Here is a 21,441-nt window from a genome sequence, read left to right as displayed (position 1 = left end):
CGCGTCGCGATCCGGGCTGTGGCCGTTCGCCTTACGCGGCCTTGTGCCATTCGAATTTCTGAAACGGCTTGTCGACCGGCGTTTCGGCTAGGTGGTTCACGTAGTTGCTCATGGTCTTCTGCGCGACACCGAGCACCACCTCCAGAACCTGGCGCTTGGTATAGCCGGCATCGAGGAAACGTTGCACCGCATCCTCGCTGACGTGACCGCGCTCACGCACCACGCTGAGCGTGAAGTCGCGCAGCGCTTCCAGTTTGGCCGTGGGCAGGGCGGTTTCGTTGCGTAGCGCCTCGGTGATGTCGTCGTCCACCTTCATCTGCTTGGCAATGCCCGTATGCGCCGGCACACAGTAGTGACACGCGTGTTCGACGTTGATGCTCTGCCAGACGACTGTCTGTTCGTCGGCATCGAAGCTGGTTTCGGTGAATAGCTGATGCAGCTGCTGATATCCCGCCAGCAGACCGGGCGCTTCGGCCATCACCGCATGCAGATTCGGAATCATCCCGAATCCATCCAGCGAGTTCTGGAGCAGGGGTTGGCTGGCCTCGGGGGCAGTGGTCTTGTCGTGCAGTGTGAATTCGCTCATGGCCCATCCTTTTCGGGTTAATGCGTTCCCGGCCTCGTCTTGTTCTTTCGAGGCCAATCAGTGGTTGAAACCATACTCGTAATTGAGTGATCACTCAAGTTAAGATTTGCGCCATATTTCTTGCCACGTGGGCTCCCTGCCCGAGCCCGGAATGACGCCATGCCAAGACAACGGCTGTATGACCGCGAGCAGAGTCTCGATAAGGCGGTAAACCTGTTCTGGCAACAGGGCTTTCACGCCACGTCGCTCAAGGATCTGGAGCATGCCCTCGATATGCGGCCCGGCAGTATTTACGCGGCGTTCGGAAGCAAGCAGGCGCTTTTCGAAGCGGCTCTGGACCGCTATGCGGCCCTCGGACTCGAGGATCTGGAAAAACAGCGGGCGCGCTACGCCTCGCCGATCGACGGGCTGGCCGCCTATGTACGCGCGCTCGGGGCGTTGCGTGAGCCGGCGGTACCCAGCCGGGCCTGTCTACTGGTCAAGAGCCTGCTCGAACTCGGCGACCGGGCGTCGCTCGCCGGGAACAAGGCCGATCATCTGCTGGCGGCCATGGAACAGCAGTTTGTCGAAGCGTTTCGCAACGCCCGGGCGCGCGGCGAACTGGGGCCGGAGCAGGATCCGACGCGGCTCGGGCGACGCCTGCAGGCCGAGGTCATGGGCTTGCGTTCCTATGCCCAGCGTGCAGTCGCGAGTTCCGCCGTCCAACAACTGGCCGACGACATCGCCGACTCGATCGTCGCGTATCGCCGGCAGCCGAACTGATCGCCCGGAATCAACATGCGATGTGGTGGGTAGTCGCCACCCATGGGGGGGGGCGGCCGGCGCCGGGCTCAGCCTGATCCAACGCTATATTCATTCGCCATTGATACGGGTCGCCACCCTGCATTGGGGGCGTTTCTTGACATGCTCTGCCTTCGGCGAGATATTTCGGTCGTACAACGAAGGCGATGGAGTTTGCCTTGAATTGCCTCCTATCCGAGGCTGATGACTCCTATTTAATCCACGTGTTGGAGGTAGGAGTGTTGTCGTCGCTGCCAGGCGCTTGCGTATTGGCGCCCCTCGCTTTTGTGCTACGCCTGTTCCCGGCCAGGATCGATCCGGCTCCGCGGCTGTTCGATCGACTGGCAAGGGCCTATCCCGGTATTGCGCTGGCCCGTCTATCGCCGTCGCCGAACCGCTTGCGGCCGGGCGCCTCGGGGGCAAGCGCCCGATGGGCCGCCGACCATGTATTCCCGCGATGCCGGTCGTTCCTGAGCGCTGCGGAGTGATCGCGCGATGAGCCCGCCGGAATCGTACGATTTCGCTCATTCGGCATACGAACCCGAAACACATCACGCTCAAGGCCAGACCGTCGAGTCTGAGGATGGCGCGGAATACGAGCAGGACAAAACAATGCCGATCATTTATTCGATTCTCGCGATCGCTGCCGGTGCGGCTATTGGCGCGAATATACGCTGGTTGCTGGGCATCGCCCTGAACGCTTACCTGCCCGATCTGCCGCCCGGTACATTGGCGGCGAATCTGCTCGGTGCCTTTCTGATCGGTTTGGCGATCGCGACCTTCACGGCCATCCCCGAGCTGTCGTCGTTCTGGCGCTTGTTCGTGGTCACCGGCTTTCTCGGTGCGCTTACGACTTTCTCGACGTTTTCGGCTGAAATATTCAGCGAGCTACAGGCCGGTCGCTTCATCTGGGGCTTTGTCGGCATCGTCGTGCACGTCGTTGGCTCGTTGTGCATGGTGGGGCTTGGAATGGCCTCGTTTGTGCTCTTGCGCCAACTTCTGGGAGGTGGGCAATGAAAGGATTCGAAGTGATCTTCATGGCGCCGCGATCACGCCGGCATCACGGTAAGCCGGTGCTCGACACGGTCGCCGGCATCGCCAAATCGCATGACATCAAGCGCCATACGCGCCGGGTGGATGCGGAAGGTACGGGGGCCAGTGGGCATACCCATTCCGCACACTTCTTTGAGCTGGCCGATGAGCCAGAGGAGCTGATGTTCGTGCTCGACGGTGACAAGGCCGACGAACTCCTTCGCGCCGTGGAGGAGGAGAAGCTACACGTGTTCTGTATACGCCGAACCATCGAGTACTGGGAATTTGGCCACTGAGCGATCGAGCGTGGGCCGTTGGCTCGGTTCGCGATGTCATTGTCCGCGCGATAGCGTGACCCCCGGGGCATCACAGGCGCTCGATCGCCCGGCCGGAGACCAACGATCCCGAGTTTCTACGACCTGGCACGGGTGTTCGAGGCTGGTGTCAGCACCCATCGAATACAGCCGGAACGGCCGTCGCGTCCCCCGTATGGGTGCCAGCTCCATGCGCGCATATTTGCCGATCGTGAGACGAAAGCGAATGATAACGAGGCTTATTGTTCTGATGCTGCAAAGCAAGCGTCGGCGTTTATCGGCGATTGACAGCGCCGTGCGAATAGCGAATAGTTGATGCGGCCAGACGATCACAGGCGATGGAGTTCGCCTCGAACCGCCGACATCGGCTAATGACTCCTATCTGATCGCAAGATAGGTGCATCCGATGCTGGAATATGCTTCGTCAATCGACGAGATCATCGTAGCTCATAGCAGCGCAAGGAGCGCTGGGTGAGTCTGCCTGATGTGGTCTCGCAAATTGGACAGGTGCTGGCGGCGTTGTTGCTTTCGCCTTTGCTTGAGGGGTTCATTCTCCGCGGCAAGGAGCGCGTCCAGCGCGCGACCGGTCCGTCGCTGATCCAGCCCTATCGCGACCTGTGGAAGCTGTTCCATAAGGAACTGGTGATTCCAGAGTCGGCGTCGTTCGTCTATCTGATCACGCCGGTGGTCGCGTTCGCGGCCATGTGCATCGTGCCGATACTGATTCCGGTGCTCACCGATTTCCCGCTGCCGCAGTCCGACATGGGCGATATTCTGGGCGGCGGCATGGTGCTGTCGATCGGCTCGTTCATGCTGATGATGTCCGGCCTGGATACCGGCAGCGCCTATGGCGGCATCGGCTCGAGCCGCTCGGCCATGCTCGGCATCCTGTCGGAACCCACGCTGATCCTGGTGTTGGCCGGCGTCGCGCTGCTGGCGCACACGATGTTGCCGTTTCCGGTTAATCATCTGCTGGCCGGCCATTGGCCGGTGTTCTTCAGCCCGGCGCATATCTTCATTGTCTGTGCGTTCTTCGTGCTGCTGCTGGTTGAGACTGATCGGCTGCCGATCCACTCCAGCACCGATATCGAGATCTACATGATCGGCGCGGCGCGCACGCTCGAATACTCGGGCCCGCTGATGGCCTTCGCGCGCTGGGCTTCGATGATGAAGCAATTCATCCTCTACACCATTTTCTGCAACGTGCTCACGCTGCCCTGGGGGTTGTCGCATGTCGGCACGCTCGTCGGCGAGGCCGGGGCGGTCGGCGCGATCGCGATCAAGTTCGGTGTCGTGGCCTTGGCGGTCATCGTGGTCGAGACGGCGCAGGCCCGGTTGCGTTTCTTCCGTTACCAGGAACCGCTGGCGGCGTCCTTTTTACTGGCGGTGCTTGGCATCGTGGCGCAGCAGTTTTAGGGGTGGGTCCATGAACTCTCTTCAATTCACCCCGCTGGCCACCTCATTGTTCAGCCTGCTGGCAATCGCCAGCTTGATCCTGGTGTTCGTCATGCTCGGCTCGCGCTGGCTGCAGAACTATCTGCTGGCTTATACCGGGCAGTGCTGGCTGATCGCGTTGTTGTCCGCAGCGGTCGGCTATTACGGCGGCTATCCCGAGTTGTACCTGGTGGCGGCGCTGACCGCGTTGTTCCGGGGTCTGGCGCTGCCGTATCTGCTCTGGCGAATTACCGGGCGCATGGGCGTGGACCGCGAACTGCACGAGATCATCAAGCCGTCCTCGGCGCTCGTGATTGGCGCGGCGCTGGTGCTGCTGGCGCTGGCGGTGGCCGAGCATATCGGCGCCAGTCTGGCGCATCCGGACACGGTCGTTCTGCTTGCCCTGACGGTCATGCTGTCGATGAAGCTGATCGGCTTTCTGATGCTCTCGGTCCGGCACGAAGCGATGAGCCAGATCCTCGGCCTGCTGGTACTGGAAAACGGCATCTTTCTTGGCTCGCAGATTCTCGTGCCGGGCATGCCGCTGTTGCTGGAACTGGTGATTCTGTTCGATCTGTTGGTGGCGGTCGCCTGTTTCGGCGTACTCACCCGCTACCTCGTCACCCACGTGGGCAGCACCAGCAGCCTGGACCTGCGGAGGCTGCGCGGATGAGCCAGACGATCTGTTATGCCATCACGCTCGGCGCGCCGGCGCTAGCGATTCTGGTGGCGCTTTCGCTGCGGCGCGCGCGGTGGTCCGAGTGGATCAATCTACTGTCGGCGGTGGCCTCGCTGGGCGCCACCATCGGGCTGGTGGCCACAACCGCCGCCGATGCAGGCGCGCTCTGGCATGGCTATGTGCTGCTCGACCCGCTTGCCTGCTGGGTGCTGCTCTGTGTGGCCGTGGTGTATCTGCTGGCCTCGATCTATGCGCTGGGCTACATGCGCGCCGAAGCGGATCATGACCGCCTGTGGGCGTTTTACGCGCTATTCGCGGGTTTCGCGCTCAGCATGTTTATTGCGCCGGCCATGAACAAGCCGGGGCTGTACTGGATCTCGATCGAGTTGACGACGCTGGTGAGCACGTTCCTGGTCGGGTTCGAACGTTCGGCCGAAAGCACCGAGGCGGCCTGGAAATATCTGATCATCGTATCGGCCGGTATTACGCTGGCGCTGCTGGGCACGGTGTTCTGGTACTGGGCCGGCACCTTCGTATACGGGGCCCGGTACGACATGACCTGGGCGGCGCTTGGCGCGGCGGCTGCCAGGGCGGATCCGGTGCTCATGGCGCTCGGCTTTCTGCTGATCCTGGCCGGTTATGCCACCAAGGTCGGCCTGGCGCCGATGCACACCTGGCTGCCGGACGCGCATAGCCAGAGTCCGACGCCGGTGTCGGCGATGCTGTCGGGCGCATTGCTGAACACCGCGATGGTGGGCATCGTGCGCGGGCTGCGTATCGCCGATGCGGCGCATCTGACACGGCTTTCGCACGGCGTACTGGTGGCGCTCGGGTTGCTCTCGCTCGCGGTCGCGGCCCTCCTGATCGTGCGCCAGCGCGATCCCAAGCGTTTGATGGCTTACTCGAGCGTCGAGCACATGGGCGTGGTGGCGCTGGGTTTCGGTTTCGGTGGCGTATTCGGCGTGGCCGCGGCCTGCTACCACATGCTCAACCATTCGTTGAACAAGTCGCTGATGTTCTTCGGCGCCGGCAATGCCGGCTTGCTGTTCGGCTCGCATGACATGAGCCGGATCCGCCAGATTTTGCGGCTCACACCCGTTGGTGGGGCCCTGTGGCTGGCCGGCGCGGTGGCGATCACCGGCGCGCCGCCGTTCGGCCTGTTCGTGAGCGAATTCACCACGCTGCGCGCCGGCTGGGTTGGCGACTGGCCGGCGCCGGTGGCGATCATGCTGGTGTTGCTGATCGTGATCTTCATCGGTTTTCTCGATCATTTCCGGCGCATGTACTACACGGCGGACGAATCCGACGCCGCGCCCGGCGCGGTTGGCGCCGACCGTGTGCGGCGCCTGCCGTGGACCAATGTGTTGGCGATGTGGCTGGCCTTCATCCCGTTGCTGGTGTTCGGTCTGTGGTGGCCGGCGCCGTTGCATGCGTTGTTCGCTTTGGTTGCGAAGGGGGGCTCGTGAACGGAGTCGAGTACATGACGGTGCCGGCCGACGCGCTGCGGGCGCGCTGCCAGCAGCTTGTGCGGGACCAGGGACGCCTGCAGATGATCTACGCATGGCGCGATGCCGACGACGAACTCGAGGTGCGGTATCTGTGCGCGCCGGCGAAAGGCCGGGCGTTCGAGATGTGGTGCTGCAAGCCTGTCGACGGACGCCTGCCGAGCGTGGCCGATATCGTGCCGCTGGCGAGCTGGTACGAGCGCGAAATGCGCGATCTGTTCGCGCTCGAAATCGACGACATGCCGCAATCGGCGCCTCTGGTGCTGCACGAAGGCGCAAGTTCCGAACATCCGCCGATGGAACCGGCGCACCCGCGGGGCCAGGCATTGACCTTCGAGCGCAGCGAATGGCACGCGCCGGAAATCGCCGCCAATGGCGATGTGCAGCGCCTGCCGTTCGGACCGGTGCGCGCCGACGTCATGGAATCGGCCCAGTTCATTTTCTATTACCTGGGCGAGTCCATCCTGCACTACCAGCCGCGCCTGTTCTTCAAGCATCGGGGGCTGGAAAAACGCTTTGAAGGTGTGGCGCCTGACTTGGGGACGGTACTGGCCGAGCGGGTTTCCGGGGTAGGCAGTTTCGCCCACGCCTGGGCGTACTGCCGGGCGATCGAGTCGATGGCGGATGCCGGGATACCACCGCGCGCCGAAGTGATACGGACGCTGCTCGGCGAACTGGAGCGAATTTACAACCACCTGCATTACTTCGCGCATCTGGCCAGCACCACGACGCTGTATGTCGGCGATGCGCAGGGCCGGTTGCTGGAAGAAAAAGCCAAGCAGATCAATGCGAAATTGACGGGCAGCCGCTTTCTGCGCGGCATCGTGGTCCCGGGCGGGCTACGGCGTGATCTGGCGCTCGATGGCGATGTACTGGGCGACGTGCGGGCGCTGGCCGATGAGGCAGCCGAGTATCTGCAGCATCTCGAATCCACGCCGAGCTATATGGATCGCCTGATCGAGACGGGTGTGTTGTCGCGTGACGTCGCTTACGACCAGGGCGCGACCGGCCCGGTGGAACGCGCCTCCGGGCTCGACCGCGATCTACGGCGTGATCATCCGTATTCGATGTATCTCGATATCCCGCTGGAGATTCCCACCGACGATCGCGGCGATGCCCTGGCGCGCGCTCGCGTGCGCGCGGCGGAACTCAAGCAGAGCTTCGAAATGGTCAAGCGTCTCGCTCGGCTCAATCTGGACGGGCCCGTCCGCACCGACCTGACGGTGCCCGCCCTGGGCGCGGGGCTGGGCTGGGTCGAAGGCGCCCGCGGGTCGCTCTATTACGCCGTGCATACCGATGCCGCCGGGCGTCTCGCCCGCGTCAAGATCAAGTCGCCGTCGTTTTCCAACTGGCGTGTGTTCCCGTTCACGATGCACGGCGGCGACATCATGGACTACGCCATCAACGAAGCCAGCTTCGGCCTGACCATCGCCGGTTGCGACCGATGAATAGCGGTATGCCAAATCCGGGCCGAGCAGCGCAGGGCGTGCACTTTACGGATTAAGGAGGCTCCGGCCATGGCGTTATGGACTCTTTTCGGACTGCGCGCCGGGCGTGCGACGACCGCCTGGCCGGCGCGCGGCGATGCGCATGGCCAGGCGGGTGTGCTCGGCATGCCCCGGTTCGATGCGGACAAATGCCGCGACGGCTGTCGCGAATGCGCCGACGTCTGTCTGCCGGATGCGATCCAGTTTCGGGCCGACGGTGAGCCGGCGCTCGATATAGACTACGGCCGTTGCATCGCGTGCCAGCTCTGTGTCGAAGCCTGTCCGACCGGGGCGTTGACCGCTTCCAACGACTGGGCGCTGGGCGTGCGCGAGCGCGACGATCTGCGTTGGCGGCCGGCCGACGCCGATGCCAATAACGACGACGGCGCATCACCCGAACAGAAACTGGCCGCCGGTATCCGCCGCGTGTTCGGGCGCAGCTTGCATATCCGGCATGTCGACGCGGGTTCCTGCAATGGCTGCGAGTCCGAGCTGCAGGCGCTCAACAATCCGTTCTACAACCTGCACCGGCTGGGGATATTTTTTACCGCATCGCCCCGTCATGCCGATCTGCTGCTGGTGACCGGCACCGTGACTTATGCGATGCGCGACGCCCTGCAGGCAACCTACGAAGCCATGCCGGAGCCCCGTTGGGTCCTGGCGACCGGGACCTGCGCGGTCTCCGGCGGGGCGGTCGGCGGCACTTATGCCAGTGGCGTCGGCGTGGACCCGATCCTGCCGGTGGATGTCTATTTGCCGGGCTGTCCGCCTAATCCCGCCGCCTTGATTCATGCACTGTTGATGATCGTCGGGCGGGCCGAACAGCATATGCGGGGAGGGCAGCTGGATGACTGATCATGCCGCTGTGACCACAGGCTTCGGCGAAGTCGCCCTCGTCGCCCTCGCAGCAATGGCCTGGCTGGTGGCTCTGGTTGCCGGCTTTGCCCGCGGTGGGCGTGGGTTGGCCAGACTCGGGCTGTTGGCCGGCCTCGTCGCCTTGCTCGCGGGTGTTGTCGGAGCGCTCATTGCCCAGACACCGATCGTGGGCTATTTACCGTTCAATCCGGTCGCTGCCGGCACGCCGATCAAATTCGATGGCCCCGCGCTGTGGCTGCTGTTGTTCGGCGCACTGGGCGCCTTTGCGGCCGTGTGTTCCGATTCGCCGGTGGCGCGTGGGCCGAGTTGGTACAGCGGCGTGGCCATCTGTCTGCTGGGTGCTATCGGCGTTTTCGGCGTTCAGGAAGGCACGGCGTTTCTGATCAGCTGGGAGTTGATGAGTCTCGGTGCAGCCCTGATGCTGCTGGCCGAGCAACCGGATCGGGACAGTGGGCGCGGCGTGCTGTTCATGCTGGGCTTGCTGGAAGTCGGCAGCGTGGCCCTCTTCGCTGCCATGCTCTGGTTCACTGCGGCCAGCGGTCACACCGTTTTTTCGGGATTCGCATTGTCCGGCTGGCCGGGTTTCATCGTTGCGTTGCTGCTTTTGGTCGGTTTCGGCGCCAAACTCGGATTGCTGCCATTCTACGAATGGTATCCCGACGCCTATGCCAGCGGCAGTGGGGCGAGCGGGGCCATTTTATCCGGCATCGTATTGAATGCGGCGTACTTCGCCCTGGTGCGTGGTTTGCTCGACTGGTGCGGTAATGCCCATGCCGGTCTGGCGCAGCTGGTACTGGCGGCGGCCGTGGTCAGCGCGATTCTTGCCGCCCTGTACGCCTTCCAACAGGACGATTGGCGCCGTCTGCTGGCATTTTCCTCGGCGGATAATGCAGCAATCGCCTTATCGCTGGCGGGTTCGGCATTACTGTTCAAGCTTCACGGTAGTGATCACCTCGCCGGCATAGCCTGGGTGGCCGGTTTGCTGCATATGGCCGGTCACACATTGGCGAAATCGGGCTTGTTGCTGGCGTCCGATGCCGCGTTTCGGGCAGGTCGCGGCTACGGGTTAAGACAGGGCGGGCTCGTGCGATTGATGCCCTGGATGACGGCCGGCGCCTTTCTGGCGGCACTGAGCCTGGCCGCCGTACCGCCGACCCCGGGCTTCATCAGCGAATGGTTCGGGTTCCAGAGCCTGTTCCACGGTTTCAGTCTGGATACCTTGAATGCCCGGATTGCCCTGGTGCTGTCGGGGGCCGGATTGGCGCTGTCCGGTGCGATCGGAGTGGCGACCTTCGTTAAAGCCATCGGGCTTGGCTTGCTGGGACGCCCGGAACCCACAGCCCCAGACCGCCAGCCGATCGGCGTCAACGTGGTTTGGCTCGGTATCGCCGTACTCGTGCTGGCGATCGGTATGCCGTGGTGGTTGGACGCTCTTGGGCCGGCGACAAGCCTGCGTTTTGGCGCGTCCGCTACCGATTTGATGCGCCGCGGTTGGCTACTGGTTCCTCTGGCCAAGGATTTTGCTTTTATATCGCCGACCAAACTGGCGCTCGCGCTTGCCGCTTATAGCCTGATACCCGCAATGCTGGTCCTGGGGCTGGCCCGGCTGAAGCCGAGGCGGGCGCCCATTTGGTTCGGCGGCCTCGCCGAACCGGCCAGCAGTGCGACCACTGCGCTGACGTTTGCCAACGCCTTGCAGCGCTACTATGGCTTCGTCTATCGCCCCACGGCCACCTCTTCAAGCGAGCACGAAGTGTCGAGCTATTTTCCGAAAAAGCTCAACTTCAGCTATGCACTGGCCCCGGTGTTCGGGCCGTGGTTGTTCGACCCGATGGTGCGGCTGGTGCGTTGGCTGGGTCAGAGGCTCAGGGCCCTGCAGTCCGGCCACCTGAATTTCTATCTCTTTTTGATCGGTGGTGTTCTGGTCGCTGTCCTGGGCATCGTGCTGGCTATTGTGTAGACGGCAAACAATATGACCGATGCTGCGAATCCGGCAGTACGGCGCGGGGCCCGGGCCGGCAGATCGCGTCGGACATAGGCTTCGGTCTGCGCCGGTGCGGGCGTGTCGAGGGCATCGAGCTGCCTGGGTCGCGCGTCAGCCGGGCACGAGCTCGTCCAGCGGCCCGGTCTCGATTTTGCCGGGCTGGTCGCGCTTGCCATGCACGGTCGATTACTTGCGCAGGCTGATGCTGTCGACTGCGTGTTCGGGGCCCTTGTTGAGAATCAGGCTGGCCCGCTCGCGGGTGGGCAGGATGTTCTGGCGCAGATTGACCTCATTGATCTCGCGCCAGATGCGATCCGCCGTGGCCACGGCTTCCGCGTCGGACAGATCCGCGTACTTGTGGAAATAGGAATGCGGGTCCGAGAAGACACTGTCGCGCAGGGTCATGAAGCGGCGGATGAACCACTCGTTGAGTTGCGCGATCGGGGCATCGACGAATATCGAGAAATCGATGAAATCCGACACGAACACATGATGCGTGTTCTGTGGATAGTCCATCCCGCTCTGCAACACGTTCAGCCCCTCAAGGACGAGGATATCGGGCTGATCCACGATCTGTGCCCGATCCTGTAGCACGTCATAGACCAGGTGCGAGTACAGCGGCACCTCGAGCCTGGGCCGGCCGGCCTTCAAATCCGAGACGAATTCGATCAGGCGATTGATATCGAAGGACACCGGGAAGCCCTTCTTGCTCATCAGATTGCGCGCTTCCAGGGTGGCGTTCGGATAGAGGAAACCGTCGGTGGTCACCAGGGCGACGTTGCGTTGTTCGGGCCAGCGATTGAGCAGGGCCTGCAGCACACGGGCCGTGGTTGACTTGCCGACCGCGACGCTACCGGCGATGCCGATCACGAACGGCGGCCGGCGGTCACGGTTGCCGAGAAAACGGTCCAGCGTTGCGCTGCGGTGCTGATTGGCATCCACGTAGAGATTGAGCAGACGCGCCAGCGGCAGATAGATCTCGGCCACCTCCTCAAGCGACAACGCTTCATTGATGCCCTTGAGAGTACGGATCTCGTCCGGAGTCAGCGTCATGGGCGTGGTGTCGCGAAGCGACGCCCACTGTGCCCGGGAAAATTGCATGTAGGGGCTGCCTACCGAGCGGGTCGACATCGTTCGGATCCCCCGTGGCCAAAATTAAATCGGGCCAGTATAGCCATCCGCGGCGGGCTGAACAGGGGCCGGTCACGCGCGCAGCGGTATTCGAGGGCAGGCGCGAGTCGGTGCGGCGCGCATTACGGCCATGGTTCAACTGGCCAGGGATGGGGCGTGTCGGCGTGCGTCGTGCCCGTTTGCCTGGCGCGATCACGCCCGCCCGCGACCGTGTTATGCCCCGAGGGCCAGACGTGCCGCGAGCACGGCCATCAATAGCGCGATGCCGCCGTCGACGATGCGCCAGGTCAGTGGTCGGGCAAACAGCCCGCGCAGCCGACGGGCGCCGAATCCCAGGGCGAAAAAGAAGACGAACGAGGCGCAGATCGCCCCGGCACCGAAGCGCAGACGCTGGTCGCCGTAGGTGGCGGCCACGGTGCCGAGCAGCAGCAGTGTATCGATATAGACATGCGGATTGAGCCAGGTGAGCGCCAGCGCGATGGCCAGGGTGCGTGCAAGTGAAGCGTCGCCGGTCCTGCCGGGCGTCAGGCCGCTGTTCCCCAGCGCCACACGGCGGGCACTGGCCAGGGCATAGGCGGCGAGAAACACTGCGCCCGCGTAGCGAAGCGTCATGATCCAGGCCGGGTGCGCCTGGGCAACGCGGCCGATCCCGGCCACCCCCGCGGTGATGAGAATCAGGTCGGACAGCGCACAGCACAGACAGATCGCGAGCACATGCCGGTCGGCCAGGCCCTGTCGCAGAACGAACGCGTTCTGCGCGCCGATGGCGGCGATCAGTCCGAGGCCGAGAGCGAAACCGCTGTAGAAGGGCATGGGGCGGCGGTCGATGCGAAGGATGAAGACAAGCAACTTGCATCCGCGAGCCGCAACAGGAAAGCTAAATTAACTGAGGCCAATTAAGAAAATGTAATGCAGCTCGATTCGGCGCGGCTCACGGCGCTCCTGGCGGTGATTCAGCATGGCTCGTTCGAGCGGGCCGCGCGGGTACTGCACGTCACGCCGTCCGCGGTCTCCCAGCGCATCGCCCGTCTGGAGGACGAACTCGGTCTGGTGCTGATCGCGCGCGGTATGCCGTGTCAGGCCACGCCCCACGGCGAGCGTCTCGCGCGTCACGCGGAGGCGGTGGCCCTGGCTGAGCGGGATACGCTCGATCGGCTGGGCGTGCCCGCGCCCGATGCCACTCGGCCGGTGGTTCGGGTGGCGGTCAACGCGGACAGCCTGGCGACCTGGTTCGTCGACGCGCTGTCCGATCTGCAATCGATGCGCGTGGATGTGGTGATCGACAATGAAGACCATAGTGCCGACTGGCTGCGGCGTGGCGAGGTCATGGCAGCGGTGACGGCGCAGACACACCCCGTGGGCGGCTGCGACCGCCGGCGGTTGGGCCGTCTGCGCTATCGCGCGACGGCTGCGCCGGCGTTCCTTGCGCAGCATTTCGCGGACGGCGTGACCGCGCAGGCATTGCAGGCCGCCCCCGCGCTGTCGTTCAACACGCTCGACCGCCTGCAGGCGCGCTGGGCGGCGCAGTATGTCGCGCCGGTGGAGCCGGGCCTCGGCCACCGCCTGCCCTCGGCCAACGCCTTCGTCGAAGCAGCGCTCGCCGGGGTCGGATGGGGGCTCAATCCTGAAGCGCTGGTCGCCGACGCCTTGTCCGCGGGGCGTTTGCATGAGCTGCTGGCGGATACACCGTTCGACGTGCCGCTGGATTGGCATTACGTTCGGCGGCTGGAAACGGTAATGGCGCCGCTGACTGAGGCCGTGACGGCCGCCGCGGCGCGGCACCTGCGGGCCGGCACCGGCGCAGGGGCGGCCGTCGATTCGTTGCTATAACGTCAACGGCGCGTTTCATATTCGTGCCTCGCTACTTGTCCATACTCTTGGCACGATCAGATTAAAGAACGGCGCCGGCCGACTGCCGGCTGACAGGAGACTTCATGAACGTAGAGACGCGACAACACCATTACCATCCCGCCGCCAAGGCATTTCACTGGTTGGTAGCGGTGCTTGTGTTCGTTTTATGGCCGTTGGGGCTGCTGGGTGCGAGCCTTCATGTCGATGCCACCAAGAGTTTTTTCTTCTGGCATGAAGCACTGGGTGTCACCGTATTTTGGCTTATGTTGGCGCGGCTGTGTGTGCGCTTTCTCACAGACACGCCGGCCAAGCCCGCCGGCATGCCGGCAGGCTTGGCCTCGCTGGCATATTTGAACCAATGGCTGCTCTATCTCGCGCTGATCTGCCAGCCTATTATCGGCTATATCCTGGTGACTGATCATGGTTCGACCTATATGTGGTTCGGCGCCGTTCCAATCCCGAGCCTCGTGGGCAAAGCACCCGGAATCGACCATTTTGTTGCAGATCTGCACACTTACCTGGGTTGGACTATTCTTGTGCTGGTTGGTCTACACCTGCTGGGAATGCTCTATCATCGCGTGATTCGCCAGGATGACACGCTCGCGCGCATGACCTGAAAAGCCCGCGACCGGCTCCTGCGGCGTGCCTGACAAGACACGCTGGCCGGCGATCCCATTATCGTAGGCGGACCGGTATCGTCAGACGCATCGGTTTTCCACGGGCTTGGGCACTGGCGGTACGTTGTCGTATCGCGTCTCGGCCCGGCCATCGTAGCAATTCACCACAAGCCAAAAGGATCAGATCATGCAGCATAAACCCGTGCTTACGCTGGACGACGTCAACCGTATTCTCGATGCCGCCCAGGCCGAAGCCGAACGCAACGGCTGGAATGTGGCGATCGCGGTGGTGGACGATGGCGGGCATCCGTTGGCGCTGCGCCGGCTGGACGACTGCGCGCCGATGGGCAGCTACATCGCGACCGAGAAAGCCCGTAGCGCCGCTCTGGGCCGCAAGGAAAGCCAGGTGTTCGAAGACATGATCAACGGCGGGCGCGCCGCGTTTCTCTCGGTGCCCGAGTTGAAGGGCACGATGACCGGCGGCGTACCGGTGGTGGTCGATGGCCAGGTGGCCGGCGCCGTGGGCGTATCCGGGGTCAAACCCGATCAGGATGCCGCGACGGCCAAGGCCGGTGTCGCCGCCGTGACGGACTGAATGCTGGAAGGCCCGGCCGCCTTGCGGCCGAGCCGATTTCGCCGGGAACTTATATGTCAGCTTCAGTACGGACTGGCTCGCGTTCACCGAGCCGTGCCGGGTCGTAACCGAAGCGCTCGGCCACCGGGCCGGCGATTTGGCGAATGAGGCCGATCTCATCGGCTTCGAAGGCGGGCTTGTAGTAATCCGGCAAGTGCAGCCGCTGGCTGGCGGCGTCCAGCGTGGCCGGGTCCACGGCCAGGCCGCAGTGACGATAGAAATCCGCGAGCACGCGCTGTGAGTCATTGCACAGCGGCTCGTAGCGCACGATCTGCGTGGCCTGCTTGAGCGTCTCGTCGCCGGCGAGCTGGTCGGCCACGGCGCCGTAGACCATGGCCCAGTAGCGCGCCCAGCCTTCGATCTCCCGGCCGTCCCGCCACAGCGATTCGATGCGTTCGACGGCTTCGGCGTCGCCGGTGTTGATGGGGCGTCGATCCAGACCGAACTCGAAATGGCCCACCCGGCGCAGATGATCGATCGCCCGCGGATGGGCCTTCTCGCCGGCCTCGAACAGCGTCTGCTGCTTCATCAGCGAGGCGATGTGCCAGACCGGGTCGCGCACGGGCAGCACGAAGCGCGCATCGGCGAACATCCTCTGCAGATACGCCAGCCGCATGAGGTTGTAGTTGCCCTTGGCGACATAACGCGTGCCCTGACGTATCGCGAGAATCTTGCGGATATGGTCGGCGTAGAATTTCTCGAATTCGGGGTTCGAGGTCTCGCGCGTCAGCCGGTTCGAATGCGCGGCGTCGTGGCTGTGCTCGAAGAACGCCATCCACAACACTTCCTCGAATGCTTCCGGGCTGTGCGAGGTGACGGCGATACCGTCACCGTGGGCACGCTCGGCGGCGGATTCGTCTTTTTCCGGCACCCGGGCCAGCCATCGATCCCACAGCCAGGGCGTGAACACCGGCGGGAAGTCGCGGTACTTGTGGGTGGCCACGTCCGGGTGCTCGGCGAGCAGTTCGAGCAGGATGGTGGTGCCCGAACGCGCCAGCCCCGCGATGTAGATCGGCGCCTCGATCGTGACGTTCTCGATCGCTTCCGAGGCCGTCTTCGTATCGAAGTTACCGAGCCGGATCGCAGCACGCGGATGGCGTTCCTGCCAGCCGGCGACGCGGTGCATCCAGGTCGGTACCGCGAAGCTCGCGATGGCCGATTCGCTCGGCGCGGAGCGCGGCGTGCGTACTGTGGTGCGGCGGGTATCGTCGCTCATTCGATTTTGGCCCATTTGAACATCAGCAGCGAGACGATGAACATCACCGGGATGAACACGGCGAGCCAGCCGCGCATCCACGACGGGCCGAAGTGAATGAATTCCCGTTCCGGCAGCGCGATGCGCACCGCCTCCACCGGGCTATCATCCGGCAGATAGCCGAGCGGATTGCCCACCAGCCAATTCCAGGCCCCGTGTTTGGTGATGATCGGTACCGGCGCGGTCATCGGATAGGAGCGCGGCGTGGCGCCGTTGCCACCCAGCGAGACAGCGGGCGGCGTCTGGCCGGCGTCCCAGTGTGCGCTTACGCCCGACGCACCGGCCGGCACGGTGGCCACGTCGGGCGCGCTGCCGTGGGCCGGTAGGCTGTAGTCGAAATGGTTATCGGCCCAGACCAGAAAGCAAAGCAGCGGCAGAACCGCGATGATCGTGCCGGGCACGACCAGGCCGATGTGCTTGAAGGCGGTGAGGAACTGGTCGCGGATCAGCGGGCCGGCATCGGCGAATTCGCCGTCGAAGCTGTTGAGCTTGCGCCGTGCCTCGCGGGCCTCCCGCTTGGCCGTGCCGATGCGGGCCTGGGGTGAAAGCGCCTTATACAGCAGCATGGTGCCGACGGCGAGAATCGCCGCCCACAGCGCCAGACGCAGCGTGGTAGGCAACACCAATGCGGCGGCGCCGTCGATGGCAGCAAAGACCGGCGAGAGAATATTGAACAGGCCCATGGAAGGTTCCTTGCCTCGAAACTCGGCCACGCCGCTGGGAGCGGGCGGCCGGGGCAATCCGCGCGTCGGGTATCAGCGCGAATCGCGCGGTTGTTCGGATGTCTGGGCGGTCGTCGGCTTGTCGGCATTGTCCGCATGCTGCTCGCGGGCCTGTCGGGCTTCACGGCGCTTGCGACGCAGCCGGCGGATCGGCCACAGGATCACGAACAGGAATGCCGCGCCGATGGCGCAGAGCAGGCCCCACAGCGCACTCAGCAGGCTGAGCCCGGCACCGGGGCCGACATAGGCCTGGGCCGCCGCGAACGGCGCCAGCAGGATGAGCAGCGTGACGCCGAGCTTGAGCGATGTGCTGTAGCGGCGGGCGTTGGAACAACGATGGGACATGACATCACTCCTGCGAGGTGTTGAGCGAACGGCGGAAGGCCGGGGCGAGTTGATCGGGCTTGATGCGCTGACCCGAGGACACCACCGGGATGTATTGATTGTGGTCGCCGCCGCGGATCGGGTTGTCGTACTCCCAGACGATGTCGCCGTTGGGCGCGACTTCGAACAGGCGGCCGCCGTCGGATTCGGTGATCAGGCGGTCGCCGTTGGGCAGTGTGACCACGGCACCGCGCAGCAGATTCGAAAACGGGTGCTGCGCATTGCCTGCGTATTGCCAGGTAATCGCGTGCGTGGTCGGGTCGACCTCGAGAATCCGGCTCATGTTGTGCTTCTCGAAGTTGCCATAGTTGTCGAAAATGGTGAAATGCCCGTTCGGCAACGCGCGCATGGAATGCTGGCCCAGCCACGAGCCCTTCAGCGCCCAGGTCACCTGGCCGGACTTGACGTCCAGCAGCACAGCGAGCCCGGGATGCCGCGTGGACAACAGCACTTGATCGCCGTTGCCCTGGGCCGGCGCGAATGCCTTGCCGAGCGCGTCGCCGAGATATTGCACGCTGTTGGTATGCAGCGGATCTTCCATGGCGAAACTCGGGTCGGCGCCGAGCAGAGCCTGGTAGCGCGAATGCCACAGCGCGTCGAAGATCGAGATCTTCTTGACGACCTGACCGTTCTCGCCGTTGAGTTCGACCAGATAATCATCCAGCCACGGTGTTTTCAGATTGCGGAACCCCGGCACCGGTTGGTCGCGGTAGGCATCGGTGAGAATGAACACGCGGTTGTCGTCGGTCAGATACAGGTCGTGATGGGTCGCGCCGTGATACTTCCAGATTACGTTCGAGTTGGCGTCGAGCTTGACCAGGCCGTAGCCCCAGGGCGTATCACCCGCGGCGATGAAGATCGCCAGCAGGTCGCCGTTGGGGTACATCACCGCCTTGCGAAAATACATCAGCTTGTCGGGCTGGGCTTCGCGCCCGTCCGGCGTGGTCTGCCAGAGCTTGGAGTAGTCGGCGTGCCATTGGTGCACGACATGGCCCTGCATGTCGATGAGATAGGCCGTGGTGCGGCCCCCCGAGGTGTAGAGCGTATAACCGTTGTAGGCGCGCTTCGGGTCGTAGATCGCGGTGCCGCGCTTGTCGCTGCGCGCCTTGCGCCATTGATCGGTTTGCGTGAACGGGCTGTCGATCGTGTGCTTCTGCTGCACGAGCGCCCACCCGGCGCGATAGGCGTTATCGAGAAATTTATAGGGAAAGACCTGGGCCAGAACGATATAGGCGCCGCCCAGAAATGCGAAGAACAGACAACCTATAAAAAATGCCGTCAAGCCGGCCCGATCGCCTTTTTCCATACCCGAAACCCCGATTTAGTAGCGGTTGCTCGACCTGCCCATCGGGGCGAGCACGACCCGTAATTGCGATGCGCTACTATAGATTAGATCGTCAGGCTTAACGGCTGATTAGCCGTCCGTTCGTCGGTTTGTCAACGGGTTTCGTCGGCCTGTGCCGGCGGGCCGTATTCGCCGGCCACAATGCGCTCGAGTTCGCCGTACAGATCGACTTCGGCGTGTAGGCTGCGCAGAATCCAGTACAACCCGGAGAGGGTGCGCATGACGAAAACCATGTCGGGCGCGGCGCGAAAATACCGCCAGTAGCCCATCGAGCGCCCGATTTCGGCGCGGATGGAGTCGATCAGTTCGTCGCGTTCGAATACATAGGGCCGGCGGTCGCGCAGCGGGGCCAGGGCCGATTCCGCATGCCGGGCATAAATTTCCCGATAGACCTCGGCATGGCGTTCCCAGCTGCCCTCGGGCACTGCACCGAGCCGTTCCATGCCATCGTGTACGCCCGCCCAGTCATCAGCCATGGCGGCGGTCAGGATATCGCGCATGGCGACTCGGGTCGGCTGGTCCAGATACTTCAGGCAACCGAAATCGTACAACGCCATGGTGCCGGCCTCGGTGATGCCGAAATTGCCGGGATGCGGATCAGCGTGCAGGGCGCCGAGTTCGAAGACCTGACGATTGATCGCCTCGACCACCGCCGCCCCGAGTGCCGGTTGGCCGGTCTCGAGCGGCGCCGAATCGAGCCGCGTGGTGACCAGCACGGCCTCGGTACAGAGTTCGGGTACCGGCTCGGGCAGCTCGAAGTCGTGTAGTTCGAGCTGACGCAGCAGCTTGAGGTTGACGAGCTCGCGGCGATAGTCGGTTTCCTCGACGAAACGTTCGCGCAGCTCTCCCAGCACGCCATCCAGGTCCCGCCCGCCGATCGGCAGGAAGCGCGACCACTTGAGCAGCCGGCCCAGATTGGCGATGTCGGCATCGATCGAGTCGGCGACGCCGGGGTAACGGATCTTGATCACCACCGCGCGCCCATCCGTCAGCTGCGCGGCGTGTACCTGGCCGATCGAGGCCGCCGCCATCGCGTTCTCGTCGATGTGTTCGATCATCTCGCGCTGTTCGTCGGTCCAGTTCGCATCGAGCACCGGTTCGAGATCGGCAAAGCGCCAGGGCTCGGCGTTGCGCTGCAGGCGGGCGAGTTGTTCGGTCAGCTGCGGCGGCAGCAGGTCCTGATACTGCGAGGCGATCTGGCCGAGCTTCATGGCGGCGCCCTTGAGCCCGCCCAGCGTGTCGTACCAGTCCTGGCCGGTCTTGTGCAGGCTCTTGGCGCGGTCGTAGCCTGGCATGCCGCGCATCGCGCCGCGAGAAAGTGTACGGATGCCGGCGCCGAGAATGCGCCGGCGGCGTTTCTTCGAGTCGTCGCTATCCGAGGCCATGGGGGGGCAGACCGGTGGTGTTGCGAAGCCAGCCATACAGGGTCTGGGCCTGGCTGGGTTTGACCCGGGTGCCGGGCACGAGCGCCGTCGGCCGCGGCCTGCGATCGAACACGAAGGCGCCGTTGAGCCCGGCCGCGGCCCGTGCCGCACCCAGCCAGACCGCGGTGTCGGCGCCCATGCGCGTATCGCGCAACACCGGGCGCATCACGAAATGAAAGCGCGGTAGCGATCGTGCCACGCCGGGTGTGTCCACCCAGCCGGGGTGCATGGCGTTGAATTGTAGCCCCTGGTCGCCGTAGCGGCGCGCCCAGTGCGCAGTCAGCGCGACCAGCGCCCGCTTGGCCCGGGCGTAAGCCTTGAGCCCGCCATAGTTCGTCGGCAACGGCGACAGCGCGTCGATATCCAGGTCGACCGCATACATGCCGCCGCTGGCCATGTTGATCACCCGGCCGCCGGCGGCCTGCAGCGGGCCGATCAGGGATTCGGTGAGCACGAAGGGCGCCACCAGATTGACCGCCACGGTGCGTTCGATGCCGTCATCGCTCACGCCGTATTCGTCGAATAGCGCGCCGGCGTTGTTCACCAGTACGTCGAGCTTGGGTGCGTCCTCGGCGATGGTCGCGGCGGCCCGGCGCGTGGCGGCGATGCTCGTCAGATCGGCCTCGACCACATCCACGGCGTCCGGCGCGGCCCCGGCGAAACCGCGTACGTGTTCGGCCGCCGCCTCCAGACGGTCGGCATCGCGCCCGACGAGCGTGACATGCGCGCCGAGCCGGGCATATTCCGCGGCGATGGCGCGGCCGATGCCGCCGGTCGCGCCGGTCACCACGACGCGCTTGCCGTCCATGAATTCGCTGTGCGAGCGGTCGGGCATGGCGAAATAGCCGCGATCGGTATACAGCGCTTCGCCGGGCAGGATGGCGCGGTCGGCGGCATAGCTGAGCCAGCCCTGGCGCGGCGTTCGGGTGTCGACGGCCAGCGCCGCGGCCAGGCCGCGCGCCGCGCGCGACACCATGCGCCGGATGGCCGGCGCCAGGATCGGCTTCGCCCGGGCCAGCGGGCCGCGCAACGAGAAGCGACCCTGATAATCGATGCGCGATCGACGCCCGCCATCCTCGGCGCTCACGGTGAACGTTTCGAAGGTCTTGATACCGGCGCCACGGCCCACGAGTTCGATGCGCCGGCCGGGCTGGATCGCGTCGATGCGGTAACGCAGCGTCTTGCGGCGGGCGCCGAGCGATACGATCACACGGAACTCGCTGCCGACCGCGGGCAGGCCCGCGCTGAGCTTGTCCGCGCGATAGACCGCCGGGTCCCACTGTTCGCATGTGGAAAAGTCCGCGAGGTAGCGAAACGCGTCTCTCGGCGGTCGGTCGGCGATGACATGGGTATCGATTTCGGTCATGGGCGCGCAGTAATGGTCTGCGACATTGGTCGGAT

At 64.2% G+C, this 21,441-nt stretch carries 21 protein-coding genes and 2 riboswitches; of the genes, 12 read left to right on the top strand and 9 right to left on the bottom strand.

Going from position 1 to position 21,441, the window contains the following annotated elements:
- Nucleotides 1–31: 31 nt before the first annotated feature.
- Nucleotides 32–586 (bottom strand): carboxymuconolactone decarboxylase family protein, encoded by a 555-nt coding sequence (locus SALB1_RS01100; RefSeq protein WP_109992177.1) that lies wholly within the window; start codon nt 584–586, stop codon nt 32–34.
- Nucleotides 587–745: 159 nt separating this feature from the next.
- Between SALB1_RS01100 and SALB1_RS01095 the strand changes: the two genes are divergently transcribed.
- From SALB1_RS01095 to SALB1_RS01055, 9 genes are all read left to right on the top strand, one after another.
- On the top strand, nt 746–1,348 hold the full coding sequence (locus tag SALB1_RS01095; protein ID WP_109992176.1) for a TetR/AcrR family transcriptional regulator: 603 nt from the start codon (nt 746–748) through the stop codon (nt 1,346–1,348).
- A gap of 172 nt (nt 1,349–1,520) precedes the next feature.
- A riboswitch (Fluoride riboswitch) is annotated at nt 1,521–1,587 on the top strand.
- 391 nt (nt 1,588–1,978) lie between these two features.
- Nucleotides 1,979–2,383, top strand: coding sequence for a fluoride efflux transporter CrcB (crcB, locus tag SALB1_RS01090; RefSeq protein WP_370453238.1), 405 nt, complete (start codon nt 1,979–1,981; stop codon nt 2,381–2,383).
- Nucleotides 2,380–2,694 (top strand): DUF190 domain-containing protein, encoded by a 315-nt coding sequence (locus SALB1_RS01085; RefSeq protein WP_109992175.1) that lies wholly within the window; start codon nt 2,380–2,382, stop codon nt 2,692–2,694. The genes crcB and SALB1_RS01085 overlap by 4 nt, the downstream gene beginning before the upstream one ends.
- Nucleotides 2,695–3,037: 343 nt before the next feature.
- Nucleotides 3,038–3,100, top strand: a riboswitch (Fluoride riboswitch).
- Between the two features lie 83 nt (nt 3,101–3,183).
- Complete coding sequence (locus SALB1_RS01080) at nt 3,184–4,128, top strand: respiratory chain complex I subunit 1 family protein (RefSeq protein ID WP_199678636.1); 945 nt, start codon at nt 3,184–3,186, stop codon at nt 4,126–4,128.
- A 10-nt stretch (nt 4,129–4,138) separates the two neighbouring features.
- On the top strand, nt 4,139–4,819 hold the full coding sequence (locus SALB1_RS01075; RefSeq protein WP_109992174.1) for a hydrogenase: 681 nt from the start codon (nt 4,139–4,141) through the stop codon (nt 4,817–4,819).
- Nucleotides 4,816–6,291: a proton-conducting transporter membrane subunit gene (locus SALB1_RS01070; protein WP_109992173.1), complete on the top strand. Its 1,476-nt coding sequence runs from the start codon at nt 4,816–4,818 to the stop codon at nt 6,289–6,291. Before SALB1_RS01075 ends, SALB1_RS01070 begins: the two co-directional genes overlap by 4 nt.
- A complete protein-coding gene (locus SALB1_RS01065) occupies nt 6,288–7,778 on the top strand; it encodes an NADH-quinone oxidoreductase subunit C (RefSeq protein ID WP_199678634.1) in 1,491 nt (496 codons plus the stop codon). Before SALB1_RS01070 ends, SALB1_RS01065 begins: the two co-directional genes overlap by 4 nt.
- A 69-nt stretch (nt 7,779–7,847) precedes the next feature.
- Nucleotides 7,848–8,672 (top strand): NADH-quinone oxidoreductase subunit NuoB, encoded by an 825-nt coding sequence (gene nuoB / locus SALB1_RS01060; protein ID WP_109992172.1) that lies wholly within the window; start codon nt 7,848–7,850, stop codon nt 8,670–8,672.
- The gene (locus SALB1_RS01055) at nt 8,665–10,653 is read left to right on the top strand and encodes a proton-conducting transporter membrane subunit (protein ID WP_109992171.1); all 1,989 of its coding nucleotides are present in this window, start codon (nt 8,665–8,667) and stop codon (nt 10,651–10,653) included. Before nuoB ends, SALB1_RS01055 begins: the two co-directional genes overlap by 8 nt.
- A 210-nt stretch (nt 10,654–10,863) precedes the next feature.
- Here the strand turns inward: SALB1_RS01055 and coaA are convergent, their stop codons facing one another.
- Both coaA and SALB1_RS01045 read right to left on the bottom strand, forming a co-directional pair.
- The gene (coaA, locus tag SALB1_RS01050) at nt 10,864–11,808 is read right to left on the bottom strand and encodes a type I pantothenate kinase (protein ID WP_109992170.1); all 945 of its coding nucleotides are present in this window, start codon (nt 11,806–11,808) and stop codon (nt 10,864–10,866) included.
- A 213-nt stretch (nt 11,809–12,021) separates the two neighbouring features.
- Nucleotides 12,022–12,621 carry a LysE/ArgO family amino acid transporter gene (locus SALB1_RS01045; protein ID WP_109992169.1) on the bottom strand — a complete coding sequence of 200 codons (600 nt, stop codon included), beginning with the start codon at nt 12,619–12,621 and terminating at the stop codon, nt 12,022–12,024.
- A gap of 96 nt (nt 12,622–12,717) precedes the next feature.
- Here SALB1_RS01045 and SALB1_RS01040 point away from each other — a divergent pair, with 96 nt between their 5' ends.
- From SALB1_RS01040 to SALB1_RS01030, 3 genes are all read left to right on the top strand, one after another.
- Nucleotides 12,718–13,638, top strand: coding sequence for an ArgP/LysG family DNA-binding transcriptional regulator (locus SALB1_RS01040; protein ID WP_109992168.1), 921 nt, complete (start codon nt 12,718–12,720; stop codon nt 13,636–13,638).
- Nucleotides 13,639–13,742: 104 nt separating this feature from the next.
- Nucleotides 13,743–14,276, top strand: coding sequence for a cytochrome b (locus SALB1_RS01035; protein ID WP_109992167.1), 534 nt, complete (start codon nt 13,743–13,745; stop codon nt 14,274–14,276).
- 187 nt (nt 14,277–14,463) lie between these two features.
- On the top strand, nt 14,464–14,871 hold the full coding sequence (locus SALB1_RS01030; RefSeq protein ID WP_109992166.1) for a heme-binding protein: 408 nt from the start codon (nt 14,464–14,466) through the stop codon (nt 14,869–14,871).
- A 49-nt stretch (nt 14,872–14,920) separates the two neighbouring features.
- Here SALB1_RS01030 and SALB1_RS01025 read toward each other — a convergent pair whose 3' ends face one another.
- The 6 genes from SALB1_RS01025 to SALB1_RS18625 all read right to left on the bottom strand — a co-directional run bounded on the left by SALB1_RS01025 (nt 14,921) and on the right by SALB1_RS18625 (nt 21,406).
- Nucleotides 14,921–16,126: a sulfotransferase gene (locus SALB1_RS01025; RefSeq protein WP_255414464.1), complete on the bottom strand. Its 1,206-nt coding sequence runs from the start codon at nt 16,124–16,126 to the stop codon at nt 14,921–14,923.
- Nucleotides 16,123–16,848, bottom strand: coding sequence for a hypothetical protein (locus SALB1_RS01020; protein WP_109992165.1), 726 nt, complete (start codon nt 16,846–16,848; stop codon nt 16,123–16,125). Before SALB1_RS01020 ends, SALB1_RS01025 begins: the two co-directional genes overlap by 4 nt.
- A gap of 72 nt (nt 16,849–16,920) precedes the next feature.
- Nucleotides 16,921–17,232, bottom strand: a complete 312-nt coding sequence (locus SALB1_RS01015; RefSeq protein ID WP_179950696.1) for a hypothetical protein — start codon at nt 17,230–17,232, stop codon at nt 16,921–16,923.
- A gap of 4 nt (nt 17,233–17,236) precedes the next feature.
- Nucleotides 17,237–18,577, bottom strand: coding sequence for an arylsulfotransferase family protein (locus tag SALB1_RS01010; RefSeq protein ID WP_109992164.1), 1,341 nt, complete (start codon nt 18,575–18,577; stop codon nt 17,237–17,239).
- 131 nt (nt 18,578–18,708) lie between these two features.
- Entirely contained in the window at nt 18,709–20,001 is a 1,293-nt protein-coding gene (locus SALB1_RS01005; RefSeq protein WP_158590566.1) for an AarF/ABC1/UbiB kinase family protein, read from the bottom strand.
- Nucleotides 19,988–21,406 carry an SDR family NAD(P)-dependent oxidoreductase gene (locus SALB1_RS18625; protein ID WP_158590565.1) on the bottom strand — a complete coding sequence of 473 codons (1,419 nt, stop codon included), beginning with the start codon at nt 21,404–21,406 and terminating at the stop codon, nt 19,988–19,990. Before SALB1_RS18625 ends, SALB1_RS01005 begins: the two co-directional genes overlap by 14 nt.
- Nucleotides 21,407–21,441: the final 35 nt, after the last annotated feature.

The sequence above is a fragment of the Salinisphaera sp. LB1 genome (assembly GCF_003177035.1).
Taxonomy (GTDB): Bacteria; Pseudomonadota; Gammaproteobacteria; order Nevskiales; family Salinisphaeraceae; genus Salinisphaera.
Note: the sequence above shows the minus strand (reverse complement) of the source record. Positions and strands in the feature narration are given on the sequence as shown.

Coding starts and splice junctions, on each gene's coding strand:
- SALB1_RS01035 (WP_109992167.1), top strand. CDS start 13,743: ATGAACGTAGAGACGCGACAACACCATTACCATCCCGCCGCCAAGGCA.
- SALB1_RS01085 (WP_109992175.1), top strand. CDS start 2,380: ATGAAAGGATTCGAAGTGATCTTCATGGCGCCGCGATCACGCCGGCAT.
- SALB1_RS01045 (WP_109992169.1), bottom strand. CDS start 12,621: ATGCCCTTCTACAGCGGTTTCGCTCTCGGCCTCGGACTGATCGCCGCC.
- SALB1_RS01015 (WP_179950696.1), bottom strand. CDS start 17,232: ATGTCCCATCGTTGTTCCAACGCCCGCCGCTACAGCACATCGCTCAAG.
- crcB (WP_370453238.1), top strand. CDS start 1,979: ATGCCGATCATTTATTCGATTCTCGCGATCGCTGCCGGTGCGGCTATT.
- SALB1_RS01055 (WP_109992171.1), top strand. CDS start 8,665: ATGACTGATCATGCCGCTGTGACCACAGGCTTCGGCGAAGTCGCCCTC.
- SALB1_RS01005 (WP_158590566.1), bottom strand. CDS start 20,001: ATGGCCTCGGATAGCGACGACTCGAAGAAACGCCGCCGGCGCATTCTC.
- SALB1_RS01095 (WP_109992176.1), top strand. CDS start 746: ATGCCAAGACAACGGCTGTATGACCGCGAGCAGAGTCTCGATAAGGCG.
- SALB1_RS18625 (WP_158590565.1), bottom strand. CDS start 21,406: ATGACCGAAATCGATACCCATGTCATCGCCGACCGACCGCCGAGAGAC.
- SALB1_RS01040 (WP_109992168.1), top strand. CDS start 12,718: ATGCAGCTCGATTCGGCGCGGCTCACGGCGCTCCTGGCGGTGATTCAG.
- SALB1_RS01020 (WP_109992165.1), bottom strand. CDS start 16,848: ATGGGCCTGTTCAATATTCTCTCGCCGGTCTTTGCTGCCATCGACGGC.
- SALB1_RS01070 (WP_109992173.1), top strand. CDS start 4,816: ATGAGCCAGACGATCTGTTATGCCATCACGCTCGGCGCGCCGGCGCTA.
- SALB1_RS01075 (WP_109992174.1), top strand. CDS start 4,139: ATGAACTCTCTTCAATTCACCCCGCTGGCCACCTCATTGTTCAGCCTG.
- SALB1_RS01100 (WP_109992177.1), bottom strand. CDS start 586: ATGAGCGAATTCACACTGCACGACAAGACCACTGCCCCCGAGGCCAGC.
- SALB1_RS01010 (WP_109992164.1), bottom strand. CDS start 18,577: ATGGAAAAAGGCGATCGGGCCGGCTTGACGGCATTTTTTATAGGTTGT.
- SALB1_RS01025 (WP_255414464.1), bottom strand. CDS start 16,126: ATGAGCGACGATACCCGCCGCACCACAGTACGCACGCCGCGCTCCGCG.
- coaA (WP_109992170.1), bottom strand. CDS start 11,808: ATGTCGACCCGCTCGGTAGGCAGCCCCTACATGCAATTTTCCCGGGCA.
- SALB1_RS01030 (WP_109992166.1), top strand. CDS start 14,464: ATGCAGCATAAACCCGTGCTTACGCTGGACGACGTCAACCGTATTCTC.
- nuoB (WP_109992172.1), top strand. CDS start 7,848: ATGGCGTTATGGACTCTTTTCGGACTGCGCGCCGGGCGTGCGACGACC.